This window comes from Novosphingobium sp. PY1 (assembly GCF_017312445.1).
Lineage (GTDB): Bacteria > Pseudomonadota > Alphaproteobacteria > Sphingomonadales > Sphingomonadaceae > Novosphingobium.
In genome coordinates this window covers 240,342-259,051 of the sequence record NZ_BLTI01000013.1, presented here as the reverse complement: position 1 = coordinate 259,051, position 18,710 = coordinate 240,342, and the positions used below count along the sequence as shown (strand labels likewise).

14 protein-coding genes and 1 tRNA gene are annotated in these 18,710 nt (G+C 63.8%); 6 read left to right on the top strand and 9 right to left on the bottom strand.

Going from position 1 to position 18,710, the window contains the following annotated elements:
• Positions 1-13 precede the first annotated feature (13 nt).
• Both J3474_RS19280 and J3474_RS19275 read right to left on the bottom strand, forming a co-directional pair.
• A complete protein-coding gene (locus J3474_RS19280) occupies positions 14-628 on the bottom strand; it encodes an acyl-homoserine-lactone synthase (protein WP_207095259.1) in 615 nt (204 codons plus the stop codon).
• Positions 629-690: 62 nt separating this feature from the next.
• Complete coding sequence (locus tag J3474_RS19275) at positions 691-1,458, bottom strand: autoinducer binding domain-containing protein (protein ID WP_207095258.1); 768 nt, start codon at positions 1,456-1,458, stop codon at positions 691-693.
• A gap of 449 nt (positions 1,459-1,907) precedes the next feature.
• On the opposite strand from J3474_RS19275, the gene J3474_RS19270 reads away from it, so the two are divergent.
• Both J3474_RS19270 and J3474_RS19265 read left to right on the top strand, forming a co-directional pair.
• Entirely contained in the window at positions 1,908-3,119 is a 1,212-nt protein-coding gene (locus J3474_RS19270) for an IS256 family transposase (RefSeq protein ID WP_207095257.1), read from the top strand.
• 209 nt (positions 3,120-3,328) lie between these two features.
• A complete protein-coding gene (locus tag J3474_RS19265) occupies positions 3,329-3,520 on the top strand; it encodes an AlpA family transcriptional regulator (RefSeq protein ID WP_207095256.1) in 192 nt (63 codons plus the stop codon).
• 447 nt (positions 3,521-3,967) lie between these two features.
• On the opposite strand, the gene J3474_RS19260 is transcribed toward J3474_RS19265, so the two are convergent.
• Positions 3,968-4,042: transfer RNA gene (locus J3474_RS19260), tRNA-Asn, on the bottom strand.
• Between the two features lie 121 nt (positions 4,043-4,163).
• Positions 4,164-4,958, bottom strand: a complete 795-nt coding sequence (locus tag J3474_RS19255; RefSeq protein ID WP_007014906.1) for an NAD kinase — start codon at positions 4,956-4,958, stop codon at positions 4,164-4,166.
• Positions 4,959-5,056: 98 nt separating this feature from the next.
• Here J3474_RS19255 and J3474_RS19250 point away from each other — a divergent pair, with 98 nt between their 5' ends.
• On the top strand, positions 5,057-6,385 hold the full coding sequence (locus J3474_RS19250; RefSeq protein ID WP_207095255.1) for a bifunctional diguanylate cyclase/phosphodiesterase: 1,329 nt from the start codon (positions 5,057-5,059) through the stop codon (positions 6,383-6,385).
• 19 nt (positions 6,386-6,404) lie between these two features.
• Here the strand turns inward: J3474_RS19250 and J3474_RS19245 are convergent, their stop codons facing one another.
• On the bottom strand, positions 6,405-7,958 hold the full coding sequence (locus J3474_RS19245; protein ID WP_207095254.1) for a glycosyltransferase family 39 protein: 1,554 nt from the start codon (positions 7,956-7,958) through the stop codon (positions 6,405-6,407).
• Positions 7,959-8,028: 70 nt separating this feature from the next.
• Complete coding sequence (gene mfd, locus J3474_RS19240; RefSeq protein WP_207095253.1) at positions 8,029-11,514, bottom strand: transcription-repair coupling factor; 3,486 nt, start codon at positions 11,512-11,514, stop codon at positions 8,029-8,031.
• A 107-nt stretch (positions 11,515-11,621) separates the two neighbouring features.
• On the opposite strand from mfd, the gene J3474_RS19235 reads away from it, so the two are divergent.
• Positions 11,622-12,377 carry an SDR family NAD(P)-dependent oxidoreductase gene (locus tag J3474_RS19235; RefSeq protein ID WP_013833920.1) on the top strand — a complete coding sequence of 252 codons (756 nt, stop codon included), beginning with the start codon at positions 11,622-11,624 and terminating at the stop codon, positions 12,375-12,377.
• Positions 12,378-12,399: 22 nt separating this feature from the next.
• Here the strand turns inward: J3474_RS19235 and J3474_RS19230 are convergent, their stop codons facing one another.
• Both J3474_RS19230 and J3474_RS19225 read right to left on the bottom strand, forming a co-directional pair.
• Positions 12,400-12,684 carry a succinate dehydrogenase assembly factor 2 gene (locus J3474_RS19230; RefSeq protein WP_007014910.1) on the bottom strand — a complete coding sequence of 95 codons (285 nt, stop codon included), beginning with the start codon at positions 12,682-12,684 and terminating at the stop codon, positions 12,400-12,402.
• Positions 12,685-12,739: 55 nt separating this feature from the next.
• Positions 12,740-13,162, bottom strand: coding sequence for a host attachment protein (locus tag J3474_RS19225; RefSeq protein ID WP_007014911.1), 423 nt, complete (start codon positions 13,160-13,162; stop codon positions 12,740-12,742).
• Between the two features lie 105 nt (positions 13,163-13,267).
• On the opposite strand from J3474_RS19225, the gene recG reads away from it, so the two are divergent.
• Positions 13,268-15,325, top strand: a complete 2,058-nt coding sequence (gene recG, locus J3474_RS19220) for an ATP-dependent DNA helicase RecG (RefSeq protein WP_207095252.1) — start codon at positions 13,268-13,270, stop codon at positions 15,323-15,325.
• 18 nt (positions 15,326-15,343) lie between these two features.
• Here recG and J3474_RS19215 read toward each other — a convergent pair whose 3' ends face one another.
• Positions 15,344-16,543 (bottom strand): diguanylate cyclase, encoded by a 1,200-nt coding sequence (locus J3474_RS19215; RefSeq protein ID WP_158511867.1) that lies wholly within the window; start codon positions 16,541-16,543, stop codon positions 15,344-15,346.
• 203 nt (positions 16,544-16,746) lie between these two features.
• On the opposite strand from J3474_RS19215, the gene J3474_RS19210 reads away from it, so the two are divergent.
• Positions 16,747-18,603: an ATP-binding protein gene (locus J3474_RS19210; RefSeq protein WP_207095251.1), complete on the top strand. Its 1,857-nt coding sequence runs from the start codon at positions 16,747-16,749 to the stop codon at positions 18,601-18,603.
• Positions 18,604-18,710: the final 107 nt, after the last annotated feature.

The window sequence follows — 18,710 nt, the reverse complement described above, 5'->3', positions numbered from 1 at the left end:
GTTTTCTCCATCATCACTGGCTCAGGGCAACAAGCGGCGCGAGTGTCTCCGACCATATTCCGGTCGCTTCCAGCCGCGCGGGCGTTTCGTCGTCGATGTGGATCATCAGGGCGGCGAGCATGCCGCAGGGAAGATCGTGCGGCAGGCCAAGAGGCTCACAGCGCCATCCGAATGAGAGAATTTGGTTGTACCAGGGCATGTCTGCGACGCAGCAGTAAGCGCGAACGCCGTTATCCCGCGCAAAGAGCGTCAGGGCAGTCGCCAACTGATTGCGCACGTACCGCCTCTCGGCCGCACGGATGCTGCGGGACAGGCACAGCCGCGAAATCTCCCAGACATCCGGTGCGCTCGGCGCGCCAAGATCGCACAGGCCTGGAAACACATTTCCCAGCACATGGGGCTGGGTGGTGGGCAAGAGCCGCAGCGAACCCAGATGCTTGCCGTCGGTGCCTGCGATGATGAGATAGATCGTCGAGGGCGTGTCGAACTGGTCGATTTCGTAGCGCCCATCGAGCGCGGGCAAATCCCAGCGCAGCAGATCGATGAATACGCGTTTGCGTTCCTGGTACATCTGGGCAAGCAGCGCGCCTTGCGCCGCCGCCCATCCGCCATGAATGACGTGGGCCATGTTCGCCATCTCCTGTTGTGATGGCAAAAGGATCGGCGAAACCGCCCGTCAGGAAAATTCCTCTATTTAGAGGATGTCCGGCGCAGACTGTGAAAGCAGATATGGCCATCGAACAAGGAGCGGAACACCAGCGCGGTTCGCTTGAAAACGCCGCATTTGCGCATGGCGCCGGTGATGTGCTGATGGACCGTGGCTTCGGAGAGGCCCAGGGCGTGGGCGATCTGGGTATCCCCCATGCCGGATGCGACCAGGCCTACGCAATCAACCTCACGCGGGCTGAAACGTGGCAGGGACGGCGCCGTTCGCTCCAGGCCGAGTCGTATGCGAACGAGCTTGCGCGCGGTCTCGAAACCAAATCCTGCGACAATATGCGTGGCCCCCCGAATTTGCGGTGTCATGGAAACAGGCTGCGAGGTCGCGAAGGAACATGTGCCACGGTATTCCCCCGGCGAATGTACGGGGACGGTAACGCCGTCCTGAAGGCCGAATCTGGCACCTTCCTTGAGGATGGTTCGTTGCCGCCTGCTCTGAATCATCTCGGAACCGATGGCATGCCAGGCGTAGGGCGTGTTGCGACCGATGCTGGCGGCATGGACCGGATCGTCGAGATAATAGCGCTCGGTCAGGATTCGCTCGACCCAGCCGTCGGGGTAGTTCGATATCGCAACGGCCTCTTGGGCCGCGGCGACGAGATCGACGTGACTGACTAACGCGAATTGCTCGAAACCCAGCCTGCGGGTCGTCTCCAGCATGAGGTCGAAGAAGTCCGCCTCGGAGCGCACCTGGCCAAGGCAGAGAAAAAACTCGATAAGCTCTGAACCGATAAACATGCAGCACTTCCCCTGTTGAAGCGCAGGCAGTCGGCTTGGCTGGCTGCCAGTCTATTCTCGCAATTTCGCGGTGTCCTTACGCAGCCAGGCCTTTTTCCTGCAGACAGCACAAGCGGCCTATCGTGACAGGAAACCGACACCTCATCGGTGAAAAATATTCACCTCCCAGTTCGGGGCGCCTCCGGATCACGTCATGCCGCAGTCACAGAATGACATTTCCACGCCATTCCCGGGGATTACATTTCAGAAATGTCGCTAGCGTCTTGCCGCAGTGATCCCGAGAGTGTTCGTTAGCGTCCGCGCTCGTGGTGTAATTTCTGGTGTAGATTGAGGTGATCGCATGGGGTGGGGCATGCCCCACCCCATGCGATTTTCATCTCGGTGGCCACCGGGCTCATCGGTAAGGTGGAGTTACCACACTTCACAAACGCACCGAGGAGTTGATCCCGATGACCGAAGACAGACTACCGCTTGCCGAGCTGTTGGCGAAGACCGGAGATGTAGATTTTCTGCGCACGATCGCCGAAAGCGTATTGCAGATCATCATGGAGGCCGATGTCGATGGCTTGGTCGGCGCCGGCCGGCACGAGCGTTCCGGCGACCGGACGACCTGGCGCAACGGCTACCGCGATCGCAGCCTCGATACCCGGCTCGGCACGATCAACCTCAAGATCCCCAAGCTGCGGACCGGTACCTACTTTCCTGGCTTTCTGGAACCGAGGAAGACCGTGGAGAAGGCGCTGGTCGCGGTGATTCAGGAGGCGTGGATCGCCGGCGTCAGCACCCGGCGCGTTGACGAACTGGTGCAGGCGATGGGCATGACTGGCATTTCCAAGTCCTCGGTATCCAAACTGTGCAAGGATATCGACGAGCGTGTCCATGCCTTCCTCAAGCGGCCACTCGCCGGTGATTGGCCCTACCTCTGGCTCGATGCCACCTACCTCAAGGTGCGCGAGGGCGGGCGAATAGTCAGTGTCGCTGCGATAATAGCCGTCGCCGTCAACACTCAGGGCAAGCGCGAGATCGTCGGCCTGCACATCGGTCCTTCCGAGGCCGAACCGTTTTGGTCGAGCTTCCTCAAGGACCTCACCCGGCGCGGCCTGACCGGCGTGAAGCTGGTCATCTCCGATGCCCACGAGGGCCTCAAGGCGGCGATTACCCGCGTGCTCAGCGCAACTTGGCAGCGCTGTCGCGTCCACTTCATGCGCAACGCCCTGGCCTACGTGCCCAAGAGCCAGAACACCGTCGTTGCCGCGGCCATCCGTCAGGTATTTCTCCAGCCCGACCATGCCGCCGCGACACTCGTCTGGCGCCAGGTTGCCGATCAATTGCGCGCCCGATGGCCCAAGCTGGGCACCTGCATGGACGAGGCCGAGCATGACGTACTGGCCTACATGACCTTCCCCGAGCAGCACCGGGTTAAATTGCATTCCACCAACCCATTGGAACGCCTGAACAAGGAAGTGAAGCGCCGTGCCGATGTCGTCGGTATCTTCCCGAATGAGGATAGCATAATCCGGCTCGTCGGCGCCGTCCTGCTCGAGCAGAACGACGAATACCAGCTCCAGCACCGCTACATGCAGATCGAGGGTATGACCGCCCTTGCCACACCAATGAACGAGGAGATGCAACCGCTACAGATTACACCCAAGGCCGCCTGAAAATGCAGCCCGCTGGCCACACCCATTTTTACACCACATTGACGGACGCGACCTCGTGTTCCGAGAAGAGGCCGTCTACGAGTTGACCAATGCAATACGCGCTGTCGGCTAGGGAAGGGGCGCCGATGATATCGGCGGGTTGCCAAATACTCCGAGATTCCTCATATTTGTGGCGTGGCGGTCAGACCTCGTAACGCGAGGTATCGACTATGAATGACCCCTATCTGCGCTTGAAAGCTGTCGTTGCGATAACCGGCATTCCGCGTTCATCCCTGTATCGTATGATAAACGAGGGCCGTTTCCCGCGACAGGTGTCACTTAGTCGCCGTTCGGTTGGATGGCGCGAATCCGCAGTGCATCGGTGGCTTGAAGACCCCACTGGCTTTCGGGAAGATGGCTAGGACATGAAATGTAAAGACAGATGTCTGGCGATCGCCGCCGTGGCCATGGCGGCAAGATCTAGCCTGTCTTGCCTGACGTAGCTGGAGGGCAAGACACACGCCCACTTGGCGCATTGGACACCGGGCGCAATCTGCTTTTTGCCGCCGCACTGCAGGTGCTCGAATTTCTTATCGAATCTGCCGACATTGTCAGCTTGGCCGACGGCACATACGCCTCAGACCCGCCTGCCTTGCGAGAAATAAGAGAAGATGGGGGTGAGGGCCGGGGGCGCGTATAGTAGCGCCGATATCCGAGTGCCAGAATCTTGCACCTGCGGACATTCTTGCAGGCGGCGAAAGTCTCAAGAAAGCTCGCCAAAGCCCGATCACGATGTGGTAACAAATGTGGTAACGCTGCAAGCGGTTATGTCGTAACGTAATGAAAATGCGCCAATTTTCGCAGGAAAGTGGCTCCCCGAGTAGGATTCGAACCTACGGCCATTCGATTAACAGTCGAATGCTCTACCGCTGAGCTATCGGGGAGCAGCCCTGCAGTGTCTCCACCGCGGGGCAGGGGTGCGCCTATAAGCGGCACTGATTGGGTTGGCAAGCCCGGGGGCGAGGAAATTTTGACAAAATTTCCTCGCCCTTGCTTTCGCGCGGCTCAGACCTGGAACTGTTCGGCGAAGATACGCTCTTCCAGCGTGTAGCCGGGGTCGAACAGGATCGTCAGCTCCTTCTCGGTTGCCGCGCGGATTCGCACCGATTGGACCTCGCGCACTTCCTTCTGGTCGGCGACGGCGGCGACGGGGCGCTTTTCCGGTTCGCGAATCCGGAATTCGACCTCGGCGCTTTCGGGCAGGATCGCACCTTTCCACCGGCGCGGACGGAAGGGGCTGATCGGGGTCAGGGCCAACATGCGCGAGCCCAGCGGCAGGATCGGTCCGTTCGCAGAGAGATTGTAGGCCGTGGATCCCACCGGTGTCGCCACCAGGATGCCGTCGCCCGCCAGTTCCTCCATGCGCACGCGGCCGTTGATGCGCACTTCCAGCTTCGCGGTCTGGCGCGTTTCGCGCAGCATCGAGACTTCGTTGATGGCGTAGTAGCTGAATTCCACGCCGGAGCGATCCACAGCGTCCATGCGCAGTGGGCTGACGGGGACGGGGTGCGCTTCTTTCACGCGCTGGCCGATGACCTGATGCCCATGCGGGTGGTTCATCAGGAAGCCAACGGTGCCCAGGTTGAGTCCGTAGCAGGGCTTGAGCGTGTCCCTGTCGAGCATTTCGTGCAGGACGTGGAGCAGGAAACCGTCTCCGCCCAGGACTACGAGGATGTCCGCCTCCTCCGGCGAAACCCAGTCGTGAGACTTGCGCAGCGTGTCGGCCCCGGCCTGCGCCTTGGCGCTGTTCGAGACGACGAGGGCAAGCTTCTGTTCGCTACTCAAGGAATGTTCCCCCATATTCCATGTGCCCGGGATCGGGGCGGGTGTTGCCCGAGATGCTTGGGCTGAAAAATTTTGAACGGTTTGGCAAGGCCTTTGCGCTAAGGCTGCACGTTATGGGTGGCACACAGCAAGGGCTGGCATTGAGCGGGGCACGAGGTATCGAGGCGCGTCTGACCGGGATTCCCGGTCTGGACGTCGTGCGCGAGCGAATTGAACATTGGCGCAGCGACGGTGCCTGCGGTCCGCAGCATGCCCATGTCCATGCACTGCTTCTTGGCCTGAGGCGGCTCGATGCGATCAATATCGCCTATGGCGCAGCGGCCGGAGACGGTGCGCTTGAGGAAGTCGCCGCGCGGATCAGTCACTTTGCGGAAGACGAACTGGATGGGGCCTGGATGGTTGCGCGGGCAGGCGGGGGTACCTTCCTGCTGATCGCCAACGAGGCCTGCAGCCGCGAGCGCTGGCAGCTTTTCGCAGACCAGTTGGCCGAAGCCATTGCGCGCCCGATCGCGGTGCCATCGGGCGTCCTGCGCCTGTCACCCCGAATCGCGCTGATTCGGGCGCTCGACGACGAGAGCGTGGATTCGATGCTCGATCGGCTCGGCCATGCGCTGCAGGGCGTCAACGAGCAGCAGAGCGGCAGACTCGCATGGGCAGACGGCGAAGTCACGCCGCCGGGGCGCTCGGCCGCGCAGCTTGAGACCGACTTGCTTGGCGCCATCGACCGCGATGAAATCGAGATACTGTTCCAGCCCCAGTTCAGCCTGGCAGACGACTGCCTGACCGGCGCCGAGGCCCTGGCGCGCTGGAACCATCCCGAACTCGGCCGTATCGGCGCCGGGGCGCTGTTTTCCATCGCCGAACGCGCCGACCACGTGGCGCCGCTTTCGCGTCATATCGCGCACAAGGCGCTGGCCGCAGCGCGCGACTGGTCGGGCGACCTGCGCCTCTCGATCAACGTCACGCCCGCCGATCTCGCCTTCGGCAGCTATGTGCGCCAGATGCTCGACCTGGTGCGCGAAAGCGGCTTTCCCTTGCGCCGCCTGACGCTGGAAGTGACCGAGCAGGCGATGATCAGCGACGTGACCCTGGCCGCGCAGACGATGGCCGAATTCTCCTCGCAGGGCATCCGCATCGCGCTCGACGATTTCGGGGCGGGGTTCTGCAATTTCCGCTACCTCAAGGTGCTGCCGATCCATTACCTCAAGCTCGACCGTTCGATGATCGAGGGCGTTGCCAGCGACAAACGCGACGTGGCCGTGCTGCGCGCGATCGTGGCCATGGCCGAGGCGCTCGACCTGCAGGTCATTGCCGAAGGCATCGAGGAAGAAGCTCAGCGCGAAGTCGCGGCGAAGGAAGGCTGCGCCTATTATCAGGGTTTCCTGCGCGCGCAGCCGATGAGCGCGGCGATGTTCGAGAAACTGGCGCGCGCGGAGGGCTGATGCCCGGACCTCCGAGCGATCAGATCCTCTCGTAGATTTCCACCTGTCCCATCCGCCTGGCGAGGCGGTAGCGCGCGCCCAGCCAACCGTCGATGTCCCGGCCGGCATCGCGCACCCATGCCCGGCCTCGGCCCATGCTGTCGGTGACGATGAAGCGCGGCGTGCTCGCCATGATCCGGCCGATTTCATCGTGGCCGACATAGTCGTGGTCCGCCAGCGTATCGATGATGGCCTTGCGGGACAGATTGCTCGGATAGACCCCGGCGCGCGAGAGCGGCGGTGTATCGAGATAGAATAGCGCAAGGTGCATGTGGAGGGCCCAGACCGGCGATCCGGCGCCGCCCCGGGCGCGGATCCACTGCGCGGCATCGCGGATGGAGCGATCGGCAGAATCCGGGTTCGCCGCAAGTTTTACGGTCTGCGCGGTTCCGGTTACCAGCACGGCGATCACCGGGCTGGCGGCAAGCGCCGCTGCGCCGACAACGGCACTCGGCGCCAGTCTCCCGAGGCGCGCTGCGGCGGGAAAGGCAAGGGCGGCGAAGATGGCGAGGAAGGGCATGACCTGCAGCCAGTAATGCGGATAGGCCGCTCCTCCGATCAGCAGTGAGGCCAAGACTGCAACCATTCCGGTCCACTGGACGAGGGCGAAACAGGCCTTGTCCGGATCGCGGCGATGCCTGACGAGCAGCGGCAGGCTGGCCCCCATGCCAGCAAGTGCGAGCAGGGTCATCGGCACATAGATCAGCGGGGCAAGCTGCGCGGTATAGTAATATTGCGCCGCGTGGAGCCGCAGCACGTCCAGAGCCGAAAGCTGGCCGGAATAGGCCAGTGGAACGTCGATCATCGCCAGACGGAACGTCGCCAGCTCTCCGGCAAGAGCATAAACCAGCGTCAGCATGGCGAGCGGGACCAGCCCGGCAAGGCCATAGACCAGCCAGGCGGGACGCGCGCACCGCGCCGGACGCATGACCGACAGGACAAGGAGCAACAATCCGAAGGCCAGCGCCACCACCGCCAGATTGGTGCGCGTCAGAACCGCCAGCGAGACGAGCAGACCGCACAGTGCGGCATCGGCGAGGGTTACGGTCTCGCGGCGCACCAGCAGCCATGTGGCCGGCATCATGAAGGCGATGGCAGGCAGTTCCGAACTCGTATCGAGCCCGAGTGTGCCCGAGCAGAGCGCGACGCTCATCAGCGCTGCGGCCAGAGCCGGCCAGGCGCCGGTGGCGCGCCGCGCGATCAGGAAGGTGAAGAACGCGGCAGTGAACACCGCAAGGGCGCCGATCAGGCGGATCGCGAGCAGGCTCTTGCCGAACGTTGCGATGACCGCGCCGAACAGCAGGAAGACGACCGGCGGCTTGAGGTCGAACTGGTGGACGAAGGGCAGGTGGCCCTTCGCCACGTCCGCGCCCATCAGGATGTAGCTCCATTCGTCCGAATCGATGTGTTCGGTCAGGAACGCGCCGCCGCGCGCGAGCAGCACGAAGAGCGCGATGACAACAGCTGCCGGCAGGGTTGCAGGAGCAGACCCGGCGAGCGCGAGTCGCTGCGGTGTAAATGCACGGCTTGCCATGATCGCGCGACCATGCCGGCAATTGCTTGCGATCGGGTTACGCGCCGCGCCCGCGCCCACCCCGGAGGTGTCAGCCCTTGCGCGCGACGGCGCTCAGGCCCTTGGTCAGCTGGAAGAGGCCATTGAGGCGCGACTTGGGATCGCCCCATGCGCGCGTGAGGACGAGCTTGTTGTCCGGGCGCAGCTTGACCGTACCCTGCAGCCTTTCCGCATAGGCGATGAGGCCGGCCGGGTTGGGGAAGCTGTCGTTGTGGAAGCTGACCAGCGTGCCGCGCGAGCCGACGTCGATCTTGGCGATATGCGCCTCGATAGCCTGACGCTTGATCTCGATGAGCTTGATGAGGTTGATCGTCGGCTGGGGCAGGGCGCCGAAGCGGTCGATCATCTCTGCGGACAGCGATTCGATCTCCTGCTGGCTCTCGGCATCGTTGAGGCGGCGATAGAGCGCCATGCGTACGGCAAGATCGGGGACGTAGTCGTCCGGAATCATGATCGGCGCATCGACGGTGATCTGCGGGCTGAGGCCTGAGGTGTCCTTCTCCAGCCCGACGCCGCCCGCGCGGGCGGCCATGATCGCGTCTTCCAGCATCGACTGGTAGAGTTCGAAGCCGACTTCGCGAATGTGGCCGGACTGCTCGTCGCCAAGCAGGTTGCCCGCGCCGCGAATGTCGAGGTCGTGGCTGGCGAGCTGGAAGCCCGCACCCAGGCTGTCGAGATCGCCCAGCACCTTGAGGCGCTTCTCTGCGATTTCGGAAAGCGCGGTGGCGGCAGGCGTGGTCAGGTAGGCATAGGCACGCAGCTTCGAGCGCCCGACGCGGCCGCGAAGCTGGTAGAGCTGGGCGAGACCGAAGCGGTCGGCGCGGTGAATGATGATCGTGTTGGCGCGCGGGATGTCGAGCCCGGATTCGACGATGGTCGTCGATAGCAGGACCTCGTACTTGCCCTCGTAGAAAGCGCTCATGCGCTCTTCTACTTCGCCTGCGCTCATCTGCCCGTGTGCGGTGATGCACTTCACTTCGGGAACGTGCTTGTGCAGCCAGTCCTCGACTTCGGCCATGTCCGCAATGCGGGGGACGACGATAAAGCTCTGGCCGCCGCGATGGTGTTCGCGCAGCAGTGCCTCGCGCATCACCATGTCGTCCCATTCCATCACGTAGGTGCGCACCGCAAGGCGGTCGACCGGCGGGGTCTGGATGGTCGACAGCTCGCGCAGGCCCGACATCGCCATCTGCAGCGTGCGCGGGATCGGCGTCGCGGTCAGCGTCAGGACGTGGACGTCGGTGCGAAGCTGCTTGAGCTTCTCCTTGTGGGAGACGCCGAAGCGCTGCTCCTCGTCGACGATGACCAGGCCGAGGCGCTTGAACTGCACCGACTTCGACAGGATTGCATGGGTGCCGCAGACGATGTCCACGGTGCCCGAGGCGAGCCCTTCGCGGGTGGTGCGCGCTTCCTTTTCGGGGACGAGGCGCGAGAGGCGGCCGACATTGAGCGGAAAGCCTGCGAAGCGCTCTGCAAAGCCGGAGTAGTGCTGGCGCGCGAGCAGCGTGGTCGGCGCGACGACGGCGACCTGCTGCCCGGCCATGGCAGCGACGAATGCGGCACGCAGGGCGACCTCGGTCTTGCCGAAGCCGACGTCGCCGCAGACGAGACGATCCATCGGCTTGCCCGCGGCAAGATCGTCGAGGACGTCGGAAATAGCGTTGTCCTGATCTTCGGTTTCCTGCCAGGGAAAGCGGTCGACGAACTGGTCGTAGGCCGAACCTTCGGGAACCATCGCCGGAGCCTGCCGCAAGGCCCGCGCGGCGGCTGTCTTCATCAGCTCTCCGGCGATTTCCTGGATGCGCTCCTTGAGGCGCGCACGGCGCTTCTGCCAGGCTTCGCCGCCCAGCTTGTCGAGCATGACGCCTTCGCTCTCGCTGCCATAGCGCGAGAGGACGTCGAGGTTCTCGACCGGGATGTAGAGCTTGTCGCCGCCCGCGTAAGTCAGCATCACGCAGTCGTGCGGGGAATGGCCCACCTGGATCGACTGCAGGCCTTCGTAGCGACCGATGCCGTGATCCATGTGGACGATCAGGTCGCCGGGCGTCAGCGCCGCCAGTTCGGCAAGGAAGGCGTCGGAATCCTTCTTGCGCTTCTTGCGGCGCACGAGGCGGTCGCCGAGGATGTCCTGCTCGGTGATGACCTCTACGGTGTCGTTGGCAAAACCGGTTTCGAGCGGCAGCACCAGCGCGGCCGAGCGGCCCTGGACGGCCAGACCCAGCGCTTCCTGCCAGGTATCGGCAAGGCGCGGTTCGGGCCCCCACTTGTTGGTCTGGCTCGCTTCGCCGAGGATCGAGACGAGCCGCGCGCGGCTGCCGGTCGAGTAGGCGGCGAGGATCGGCTTGCGCCCGGCCTTGCCGACGGCGTGGAGGTGCTTGGCCGCAGCCTCGTAGGCATTGTCGCCGCGGGCGCGCTCGGGCGTGAAATCCCGGGCGTTTGCAAAGCCGAAGTCGATGATCTTGCTGCCTTCGGGCTTGGCGAAGGCATCGGCGCGGTGGACCGGGAAGCCGGACAGGGCCTGCTCCAGTTCCTCGCTGCCAAGGTAAAGCGCGTCGATCGCGAGAGGACGGTAGCTTCCCGCCTTCTGACCCGAGGTGTCGAGGCGCGCCTTGTGATAATCGGCGATGTCGCCCAGACGCTCTTCGGTTGCACCGACGGCGGAAGTGTCGGCGACGATCAGGTCGTCGTCCGACAGATGGTCGAAGAGGCTGACGAGGCGGTCCTCGAACAGCGGCAACCAGTGCTCCATCCCGGCCAGGCGGCGTCCGTCGCTGACTGCCTGGTAGAGCGGGTCGGCGGTGGCATGGGCGCCGAACATCTCGCGGTAGCGACTGCGGAAGCGCTTGACCGTATCGTCGTCGAGCAGGGCTTCGCTGGCAGGCACGAGCAGGTGCTCGGCGATGGTGCCGGTCGAGCGCTGCGTGCCGGTATCGAAGAGGCGCAGCGTCTCCAGCTCGTCGCCGAAAAAGTCGAGGCGCAGGCCTCCTTCAAGGCCCGAAGGCACGATGTCGAATATCGAGCCGCGCACGGCGAACTCACCCGCGTCGATGGCGGTGTCGGTGCGCTGGTAGCCTTGGCGGCGCAGCAGACCGATCAGACTTTCGTGGCCGATTTCCATGCCCGGTTTGATCAGGCGAACCGATTCCCGGATACGGAACGGGGTGAGCACGCGCTGAAGCACGGCATTGGCTGTGGTGACCAGCAATTGCGGCCCGCTGCGCTTCGCCTGAAGCCGGTAGAGCGCCGCAAGCCGCCGCGCGCTGACCGAGAGGGCAGGGCTGGCGCGGTCGTAGGGAAGGCAGTCCCACGCCGGGAATTCCAGGACGTCGAGCTCGGGCGCGAAGAATTTCGCCGCCTCGGCAATCGCGCTCATCGCCGCCTCGTTGTCGGCAATGAAAACGGCACGTCCTTTTGCCGCGCGGGCGAGATCGGCCATCACGAGCGGCTGCGCGCCGCGCGTCACCGCGGCGAGGGTCAGGGGCGTCGTGGCCGAGAGAAGTCGCTGGAAATCGGGCATGGCGGGAAGCGCGGCTGATAAGGCGTTGGCAGGGAATTTCAATCGTGTTGATGGTTGCCGATCAGAACCCGGTGCTGCACTGCGACGCAACGAGGAAGGAGAGAACGATGAATGAGAGGCAATTGGAAGGCCGGCGCGCGCTGGTGACGGGCGCTTCGAGCGGGTTGGGGCGCCACTTCGCCCGCGTGCTGGCTGCGGCCGGCGCGCAAGTCGTGCTCGCCGCGCGGCGTGAGGATGCGCTGAAGCAGCTTGCCGAGGAGATCGTCAGCGAATTCCGTGTCGCGGCCGTCCCGGTGACACTGGACGTGACCGATGGCGAAAGTGTGCGCAGCGCGGTGGAGCAGGCCGGAGACATCGATATTCTCGTCAACAACGCGGGCGTGTCGAAAGCCATGGGAATACTGGATTACGAAGAAGGCGACTTCGATTTCATCATGGACGCCAACTTGCGCGGTGCATTCCTGGTTGCGACAGCAGCTGCCCGGGGGATGCGTGATCGCGGGAAGGGTGGCGCCATCGTCAACGTCGCCTCGATCCTGGGCCTGCGGCAGGGCGGGCAACTTGCGGCCTATGCGATGTCGAAGGCCGGCGTCGTGCAGATGACGCGGCAGATGGGGCTGGAGCTCGCCCGCTACGGCATTCGCGTGAATGCGCTGGCGCCGGGCTATTTCTCGACCGAGATGAACAGCGACTTTCTTGCCAGCCCGGCCGGAGAGGCTATGGCCAAGCGAATACCGCAGCGCCGCTTCGGGGAGTTCGCGGACCTGGACGGGCCTTTCTTGCTGCTGTGCTCGGATGCTTCCCGCTACATGACCGGAGTCGTCATTCCGGTCGACGGAGGGCATGTCATTTCGTCGCTCTAGGCGAGACGGCGCGCAGATCGGGTCAGCGCGGGATCTCGACGTAATCGAGCTTCATCATGCGCTCCAGCATCGGCCCGCGATATTCCTCCGGGATCGTCTGGGTGCCGAGCGCCCAGGCCATGATGTCGACATCCTCTTCGTCGATGATCTTCTCGAACAGATCGAGGTCGGCTTCCGACCAGGTGTGGTGGAAGCGGTCGAAGAAGCAGCCGATCATGTAATCGGCTTCGCGCGTGCCGCGATGCCATGCGCGAAACTTGATGCGCGCGAGACGGGGCGAAAGTTCGGAAGCGTTTTCGTCGGCCATGACAGCGCCGTTACGCGACGGCGCTGTCATGGGCAAGTAGGGCAGGAGCGCGCGCTCAATCGTGCAGGGCGCGCACGATCTCCGCGGCCGGGCGACCGGTCATCGTCTTGGCCACTTCGCCGACCAGCACCTGCTTGAGTTCCTTGTGATAGTGACGACGCATTTCACCTAGCGAGCGGGGATCGGCAACCACGATCAGCTGTTCGATCTCGCGTTCCAGCACCTTGCGGTTGAGCCAGTCGGTCACCGCTGCGACGTGGGCGCGCTCATCTAGCGAGTCGTTGCTGGGGTCGCCGGTACGGGCCTTGTGGCGCGATCCGGCATCGTGTTCACGCGCGCCTGCGCTGAAATTCGTGGGCTCGAGTTCGGGAACCGTCAACGCCGTGAGCCGTGGCTCGGCTTCGATCCCGGAGTTGCGATAAAGCTCGAACTTCTCGCCGTCGACGACTGCGAACACGGTTCCGTTGGGCAAGAGCATGCGATTCTCCTTTTCCGGTCATGCCTGTAAGGCCAACAACGCTGTCCCCATCCCTGTTCCCTGGCGTCTGGTGAAACGCTTCAGTATCGCGCTAAGAGGCTGCTCATGAGGCCTGAAGCGCTCAATTCCCTGTTCGTCGAAGTCGATGCGCTCGACGGTGTCGGTCCGAAACTGCGTCGTCCGCTTGAAAAGCTTGGACTCACGCGGCTCAGGGACCTTGCATACCACTTGCCGGACCGGTTCGTCGAGCGCCGCGCGGTCGAGAATCTCGACGATGCCGGGGTGGGCGAAAACATCATCGTGGCCCTGACCGTCCGCGAGCACAGGGCGCCCGCCGGCAGGGGGCCGTTCCGGGTGATCGCCGAGGACGTGGCGGGCAATGTCTGCACGCTCACCTATTTCGGCCGCGCATCCTACACCGCCCGCAAGCTGCTGCCGGTGGGTGAAACACGCTGGATTGCGGGGCGCCTCGACCAGTACGGTCAGATGCTGCAGATCGTGCATCCCGAACATGTCGCGGAAAGCGGTTCGGCGCTGCACGGCCAGCTTTGCGAGGCGGTCTATCCCCTGTCCGAAGGGCTGACGCAGGGGCGCGTGTCCGGGCTTGTGCAGCAGGCACTCAAGGTCCTGCCGGAAATGCCCGAATGGATCGAGCCGGGCCTGCTCGCGAAGATGAAGTGGCCAGTGTGGCGCGAGGCGCTGCTGGAGGCGCACAAGGGCGTAAATGGCCCGGCGCGAGACCGGCTGGCTTATGACGAACTGCTTGCCAATGCCCTGGCTTTGATGCTGGTGCGGGAGAGCAATCGTGCCCAGTCCGGCACGCCGCTGGCAGGAGACGGTTCGCTGCGCGCGAAGCTGCGGCTGCCTTTCGAGCTGACCGGGGCGCAGAAACGCTCGATCGCCGAGATCGAGGGCGATGTTGCGCAGAAGTCGCCGATGCTGCGCCTGCTGCAGGGCGACGTCGGTTCGGGCAAGACAGTGGTCGCCCTGTCGTCGATGCTGATTGCAGTCGAAGCCGGGGCGCAGGCGGCGCTGCTGGCGCCCACCGAAATTCTCGCCCGTCAGCATCACGAGACTCTTTCCCGCATGGCTCAAGGCACCGGGGTCGAAATTGCCCTGCTGACGGGGCGCGACAAGGGCAAGGCGCGCGAATCGATCCTCATGGGGCTGATCGACGGTTCCATCGACATTATCGTGGGCACCCACGCAATCTTCCAGGATACCGTCTCCTACAAGAACCTCGCGCTTGTGGTGATCGACGAGCAGCACCGCTTCGGCGTCGGGCAGCGCCTGATGCTGGCGCGCAAGGGACGGCGTACGCCGCATACCCTGGCGATGACCGCCACGCCGATCCCGCGCACGCTCACGCTTGCGCAATACGGCGAGATGGAGGTCTCGCGCCTCGACGAACTGCCGCCCGGTCGCCAGGCTATCGATACCCGCGTCGTCTCGGTCGAGCGGATGGAGGATGTCGTCGGTGCCATTGCCCGGCATCTGGAGACGGGGCAGCAGGCCTACTGGGTCTGCCCGATGGTGCGCGAAAGCGAGAGCGACGATCTCGCCGCAGCCGAGGCGCGCTATGCCGCGCTCAAGGAAAGGTTCGGCGAAGACGTCGTCCTCGTCCACGGCCAGCTCAAGCCCGAGGCCAAGGACGCCGCGATGGAACGCTTTTCCGGCGGCGAGGCTAAAGTTCTGGTGGCGACGACGGTCATCGAAGTCGGCGTCGATGTGCCCAATGCCACGCTGATGGTGATCGAGCAGGCCGAGCGGTTCGGCCTGGCGCAGTTGCACCAGCTTCGCGGCCGTGTCGGGCGCGGCAGCGAGAAGTCGACCTGCCTGCTGCTACGCGGACAACAGCTCAGCGAAACCGCTCGCCAGCGTCTGGCCCTTATGCGCGAGACGCAGGACGGTTTCCGTCTGGCCGAGGAAGACCTCGAATTGCGCGGCGGCGGTGAATTGCTCGGTACGCGCCAGTCCGGCGATACGCCGTTCCGCCTCGCGACGCTGGAGCAGATCCAGAAGCTGCTGCCGCTGGCGCACGACGATGCGCGGCTGCTGATCGAGCGCGACGGCGGCCTCTCTGGCCCGCGCGGGGAAGCGGCGCGCCTCCTGCTCTACCTGTTCGAACGCGATTGGGGCGTGCAGCTGCTGCGGGGCGGATAAGTCGCGGGCGGGTGAAAATCAGGCGGCGAGGCGAACCTGGTCGCGGCCGCCGTGCTTGGCTTCGTAGAGCGCGCGGTCGGCCCGCTCCATCAGCTTGTTGGCATTCTCGATGGGATCGAGCTGCGCAACGCCGGAACTGATCGTGACCGGCACCGTGATGTCGCCGCCCAGTTCCATGGCCTCTATGTGAATTGCTGCGCGCAGCCTTTCGCAGACGGCCCCGGCGTCCGGTGCATCGGCATTGGGAAGAAGCACGCCGAATTCCTCCCCGCCGATCCGTCCGACAAGGTCGCAGGCGCGCACGGTGCCTACAGCCAGCTTCGCCACGCGCCGGATCACGTCGTCACCGGCAGCATGGCCGTAGCTGTCGTTGATGCTCTTGAAATGGTCGATGTCGAAGATGGCGAGCGAGAAATCAGACCGGTTGCGGCGCGCCTGGGCGATCGACCTGTCAAGAGCGGCGAGGAATTCACGCCGGTTGGCAATGCCGGTAAGTTCGTCGGTCTGGGCGATATAGCGCAGTTCCTGCTGGAAGGCGCGCTCGCGCGCGATGGAGCGGCGCAGCGCCACGACAGTCAGCGACGTCGTGAACAGCAGGCACATTCCGGCAGTGGTCATGACCAGAAGGTACATCAGCAGGATGTTGTTGACCGAGCGGGTCTTGGCATTGACCGAGCCGAGCCGCACGCGTTCGCGCGAGACGATGCGCTGGACGTCGGCATTGATCCGGTTGATCGAACGACGGGCGTGTCCGGTGCGCACGACATCGAGCATTTCCTTCTTCAATCCGGCCTTGTCGAAGACAATCACGGTGCGAAGGTCCATGAAATAGCTCTGCACCTCGTTTCCCAGCCGCTGGAGCTCCCGGTTGTTCTCCTGGTTGCCGTCGACGTGGCTGCGCAGCGCGGTCATGAGGCCGGGAAGCTCGCGTTCGCTCTCAAGCATGGGTTCGAGATAGCGCGGGTCGCCCGTCAGCAGGTAGCCTCGTTCCCCGCGCAAGGCTTCGAGCGCGACCAGCCGGATTCGGTGGGCATCGCGCAGGAGGGCAATGGTTTCGGAATTCAGCCGCGCCAGTTCCTGCTGTTGGACATTGGCCCGCCAGGCGATGAAGCTCGAGCCGACAAGGAGAGATCCGAGCAGCACCGTCGAGGCGATGAAAAGCCCGACGCGCGAGTACAGGTCGTTGACCTTATTCAGAAATCTCTGGAGTTTTGTCACGGTTTCCATTCTGCGGCGCGTGATGTGGACCTATTGGGAGATAGTTACTTTCAGGTAAATTCACGCTGCGGCGAATGCAGTGGCGGCGGGCAAGGGAGCGCGGCCGGATCGCTGTGTCCCCAAAGAGAGATTGACCTGAAGCGCCACTCGCAAGACATTGTCACGACGTTGAAATTCGGGAGGACGCTGGTGCTGGTCAGGTCATGGACGCCATGCTCGCTCTGACGCGCCGTGGCATGGCCGGAGTGGTCGCCCTGTATTCGGGCGTAGCCCTGGCCGGCTGGATCTTCCGCTTGCCGGCGTTGACCAGTTTCGGAGTAGGGGCGGCGCAGACCTCGCTTGCGACTGCAGCCTGCGCAATCCTCCTGGTGATCGCCGTCATTGCGCAAGAGCAGGATAACCGGGCAGGACGGCGGTTCGCCCGGACGATCGGCTGCGGGCTCGTCGCGGCTATTTCGCTGGTGGCCATGGGGCAATATGCGCTCGATCTGAAAGATGCCGGGTATCTCATGGGGCCGACCATGGGGCGCTATTCTCCGGCGACGGCCGTGAGCTTCCTGTTCCTGTCCGGCGCCGTCTACGCCATCGGTTCGCATCGCCATTATCTCGGCGCCAGTCTTGCGGTCGGCGCCCTGACGATCTCGGGCAGCGCCATTATCGGCTATGCTTATGACGTCGCCGCACTAACCCAGGTCCTCGGCTTCTCGGCGATGGCGTTTCCCACCGCGCTGGTGGTGACGCTGCTCGCCCTCGCGATCCTGATGCTCGACCCGAAGAGGGGCTGGCTGCGGCATATCGCCATGGGACCGCAGGCCCGCAGCGCGTTCCAGCTGATGATGCCGGTCGCGGTGATTGCGCCTTTCGCCATCGGCGGCCTCGCAAACTGGCTGGTCGGTGCCGGGCTTGTCGGAACCTCGTTCGGGTTTGCCGCCGTTGCCGTCATCATGATCATAACCCTTGGCGCCATGGTGGTCGTCACCAGCGCGCAGCTCGGCCGCATCAACCGGACCGAGGCGCGACTCGTTGCCATTGTCGAATCCTCGGACGACGCCATCATCGGCAAGAATCTGGACGGTATCATCACCAGCTGGAACAGGGGCGGCGAGCGTCTCTTCGGCTTTACTGCACGCGAGGCGATCGGTCGCCCGATGCAGATGCTGATCCCTGACGAAAGGGCCGATGAGGAAGCCCAGATCCTCGCCAAAATCCATCGCAAGGAGCATGTCGACCATTTCGAGACCGTGCGCCGGCGCAAGGATGGCAGCATGCTCGACGTATCGATCACCGTCTCGCCGATCCTGCTGGCATCGGGCACGGTGATAGGGGCATCCTCGATCATTCGCGACATCAGCGCGCGCAAGCTCAAGGACCTCGAGCTTGAGCGCAGCAATGCCGAGCTGGAGCAGTTTGCCTACGTTGCGTCACACGACCTGCAGGAACCGCTGCGCATGGTTGCGAACTACGTTGAACTCCTGAGCCAGCGTTACACCGGCCAGCTCGACGAGCGGGCGGACAAGTTCATCCACTATGCCTCTGACGGCGCGCGCCGGATGCAGCAGCTGGTTTCCGACCTACTGGCCTATTCGCGCGTGGGATCGCAAGGCAGGCCGCCGGTTCGGGTGGAAACCAATGCCGTGGTCGACCGCGTCGTGCATACCCTCCAGCGTCGGCTCGAGGAATGCGGCGGCGCGATCGAACGCGACGAATTGCCCCGCGTGCTGGGCGACGAAGTGCAGCTTACCCAGCTGTTCCAGAACCTGGTGGGGAACGCGCTCAAGTTTCGCGGCGACGAACCGCCAAGGGTGCGCGTTCATGCCGAGGTTGAGGGCAGGCAAGTGCGTTTCGCCGTTAGCGACAACGGCATCGGTATGGAGATGCGTTTCGCCGAACGCATTTTCCAGATGTTCCAGCGCCTGCATGAGCGGTCGGCTTTCGAAGGAAGCGGAATCGGGCTCGCCATCTCCAAACGAATTGTCGAGCGGCACGGCGGATCGATCTGGGTCGAATCGGAACCGGGCGCGGGCACCACGTTTTTCTTCACGCTTCCCGCCGATCAATAGGGCAAACGATTGCGAAATGCGGGCCTATCCTTTGGGTAAGCGGCCTTTACCGGCGGAGCCGCATGGTTAAATCCTTGTTACCATGGGGTAGGGGGGCTCTCATTTAC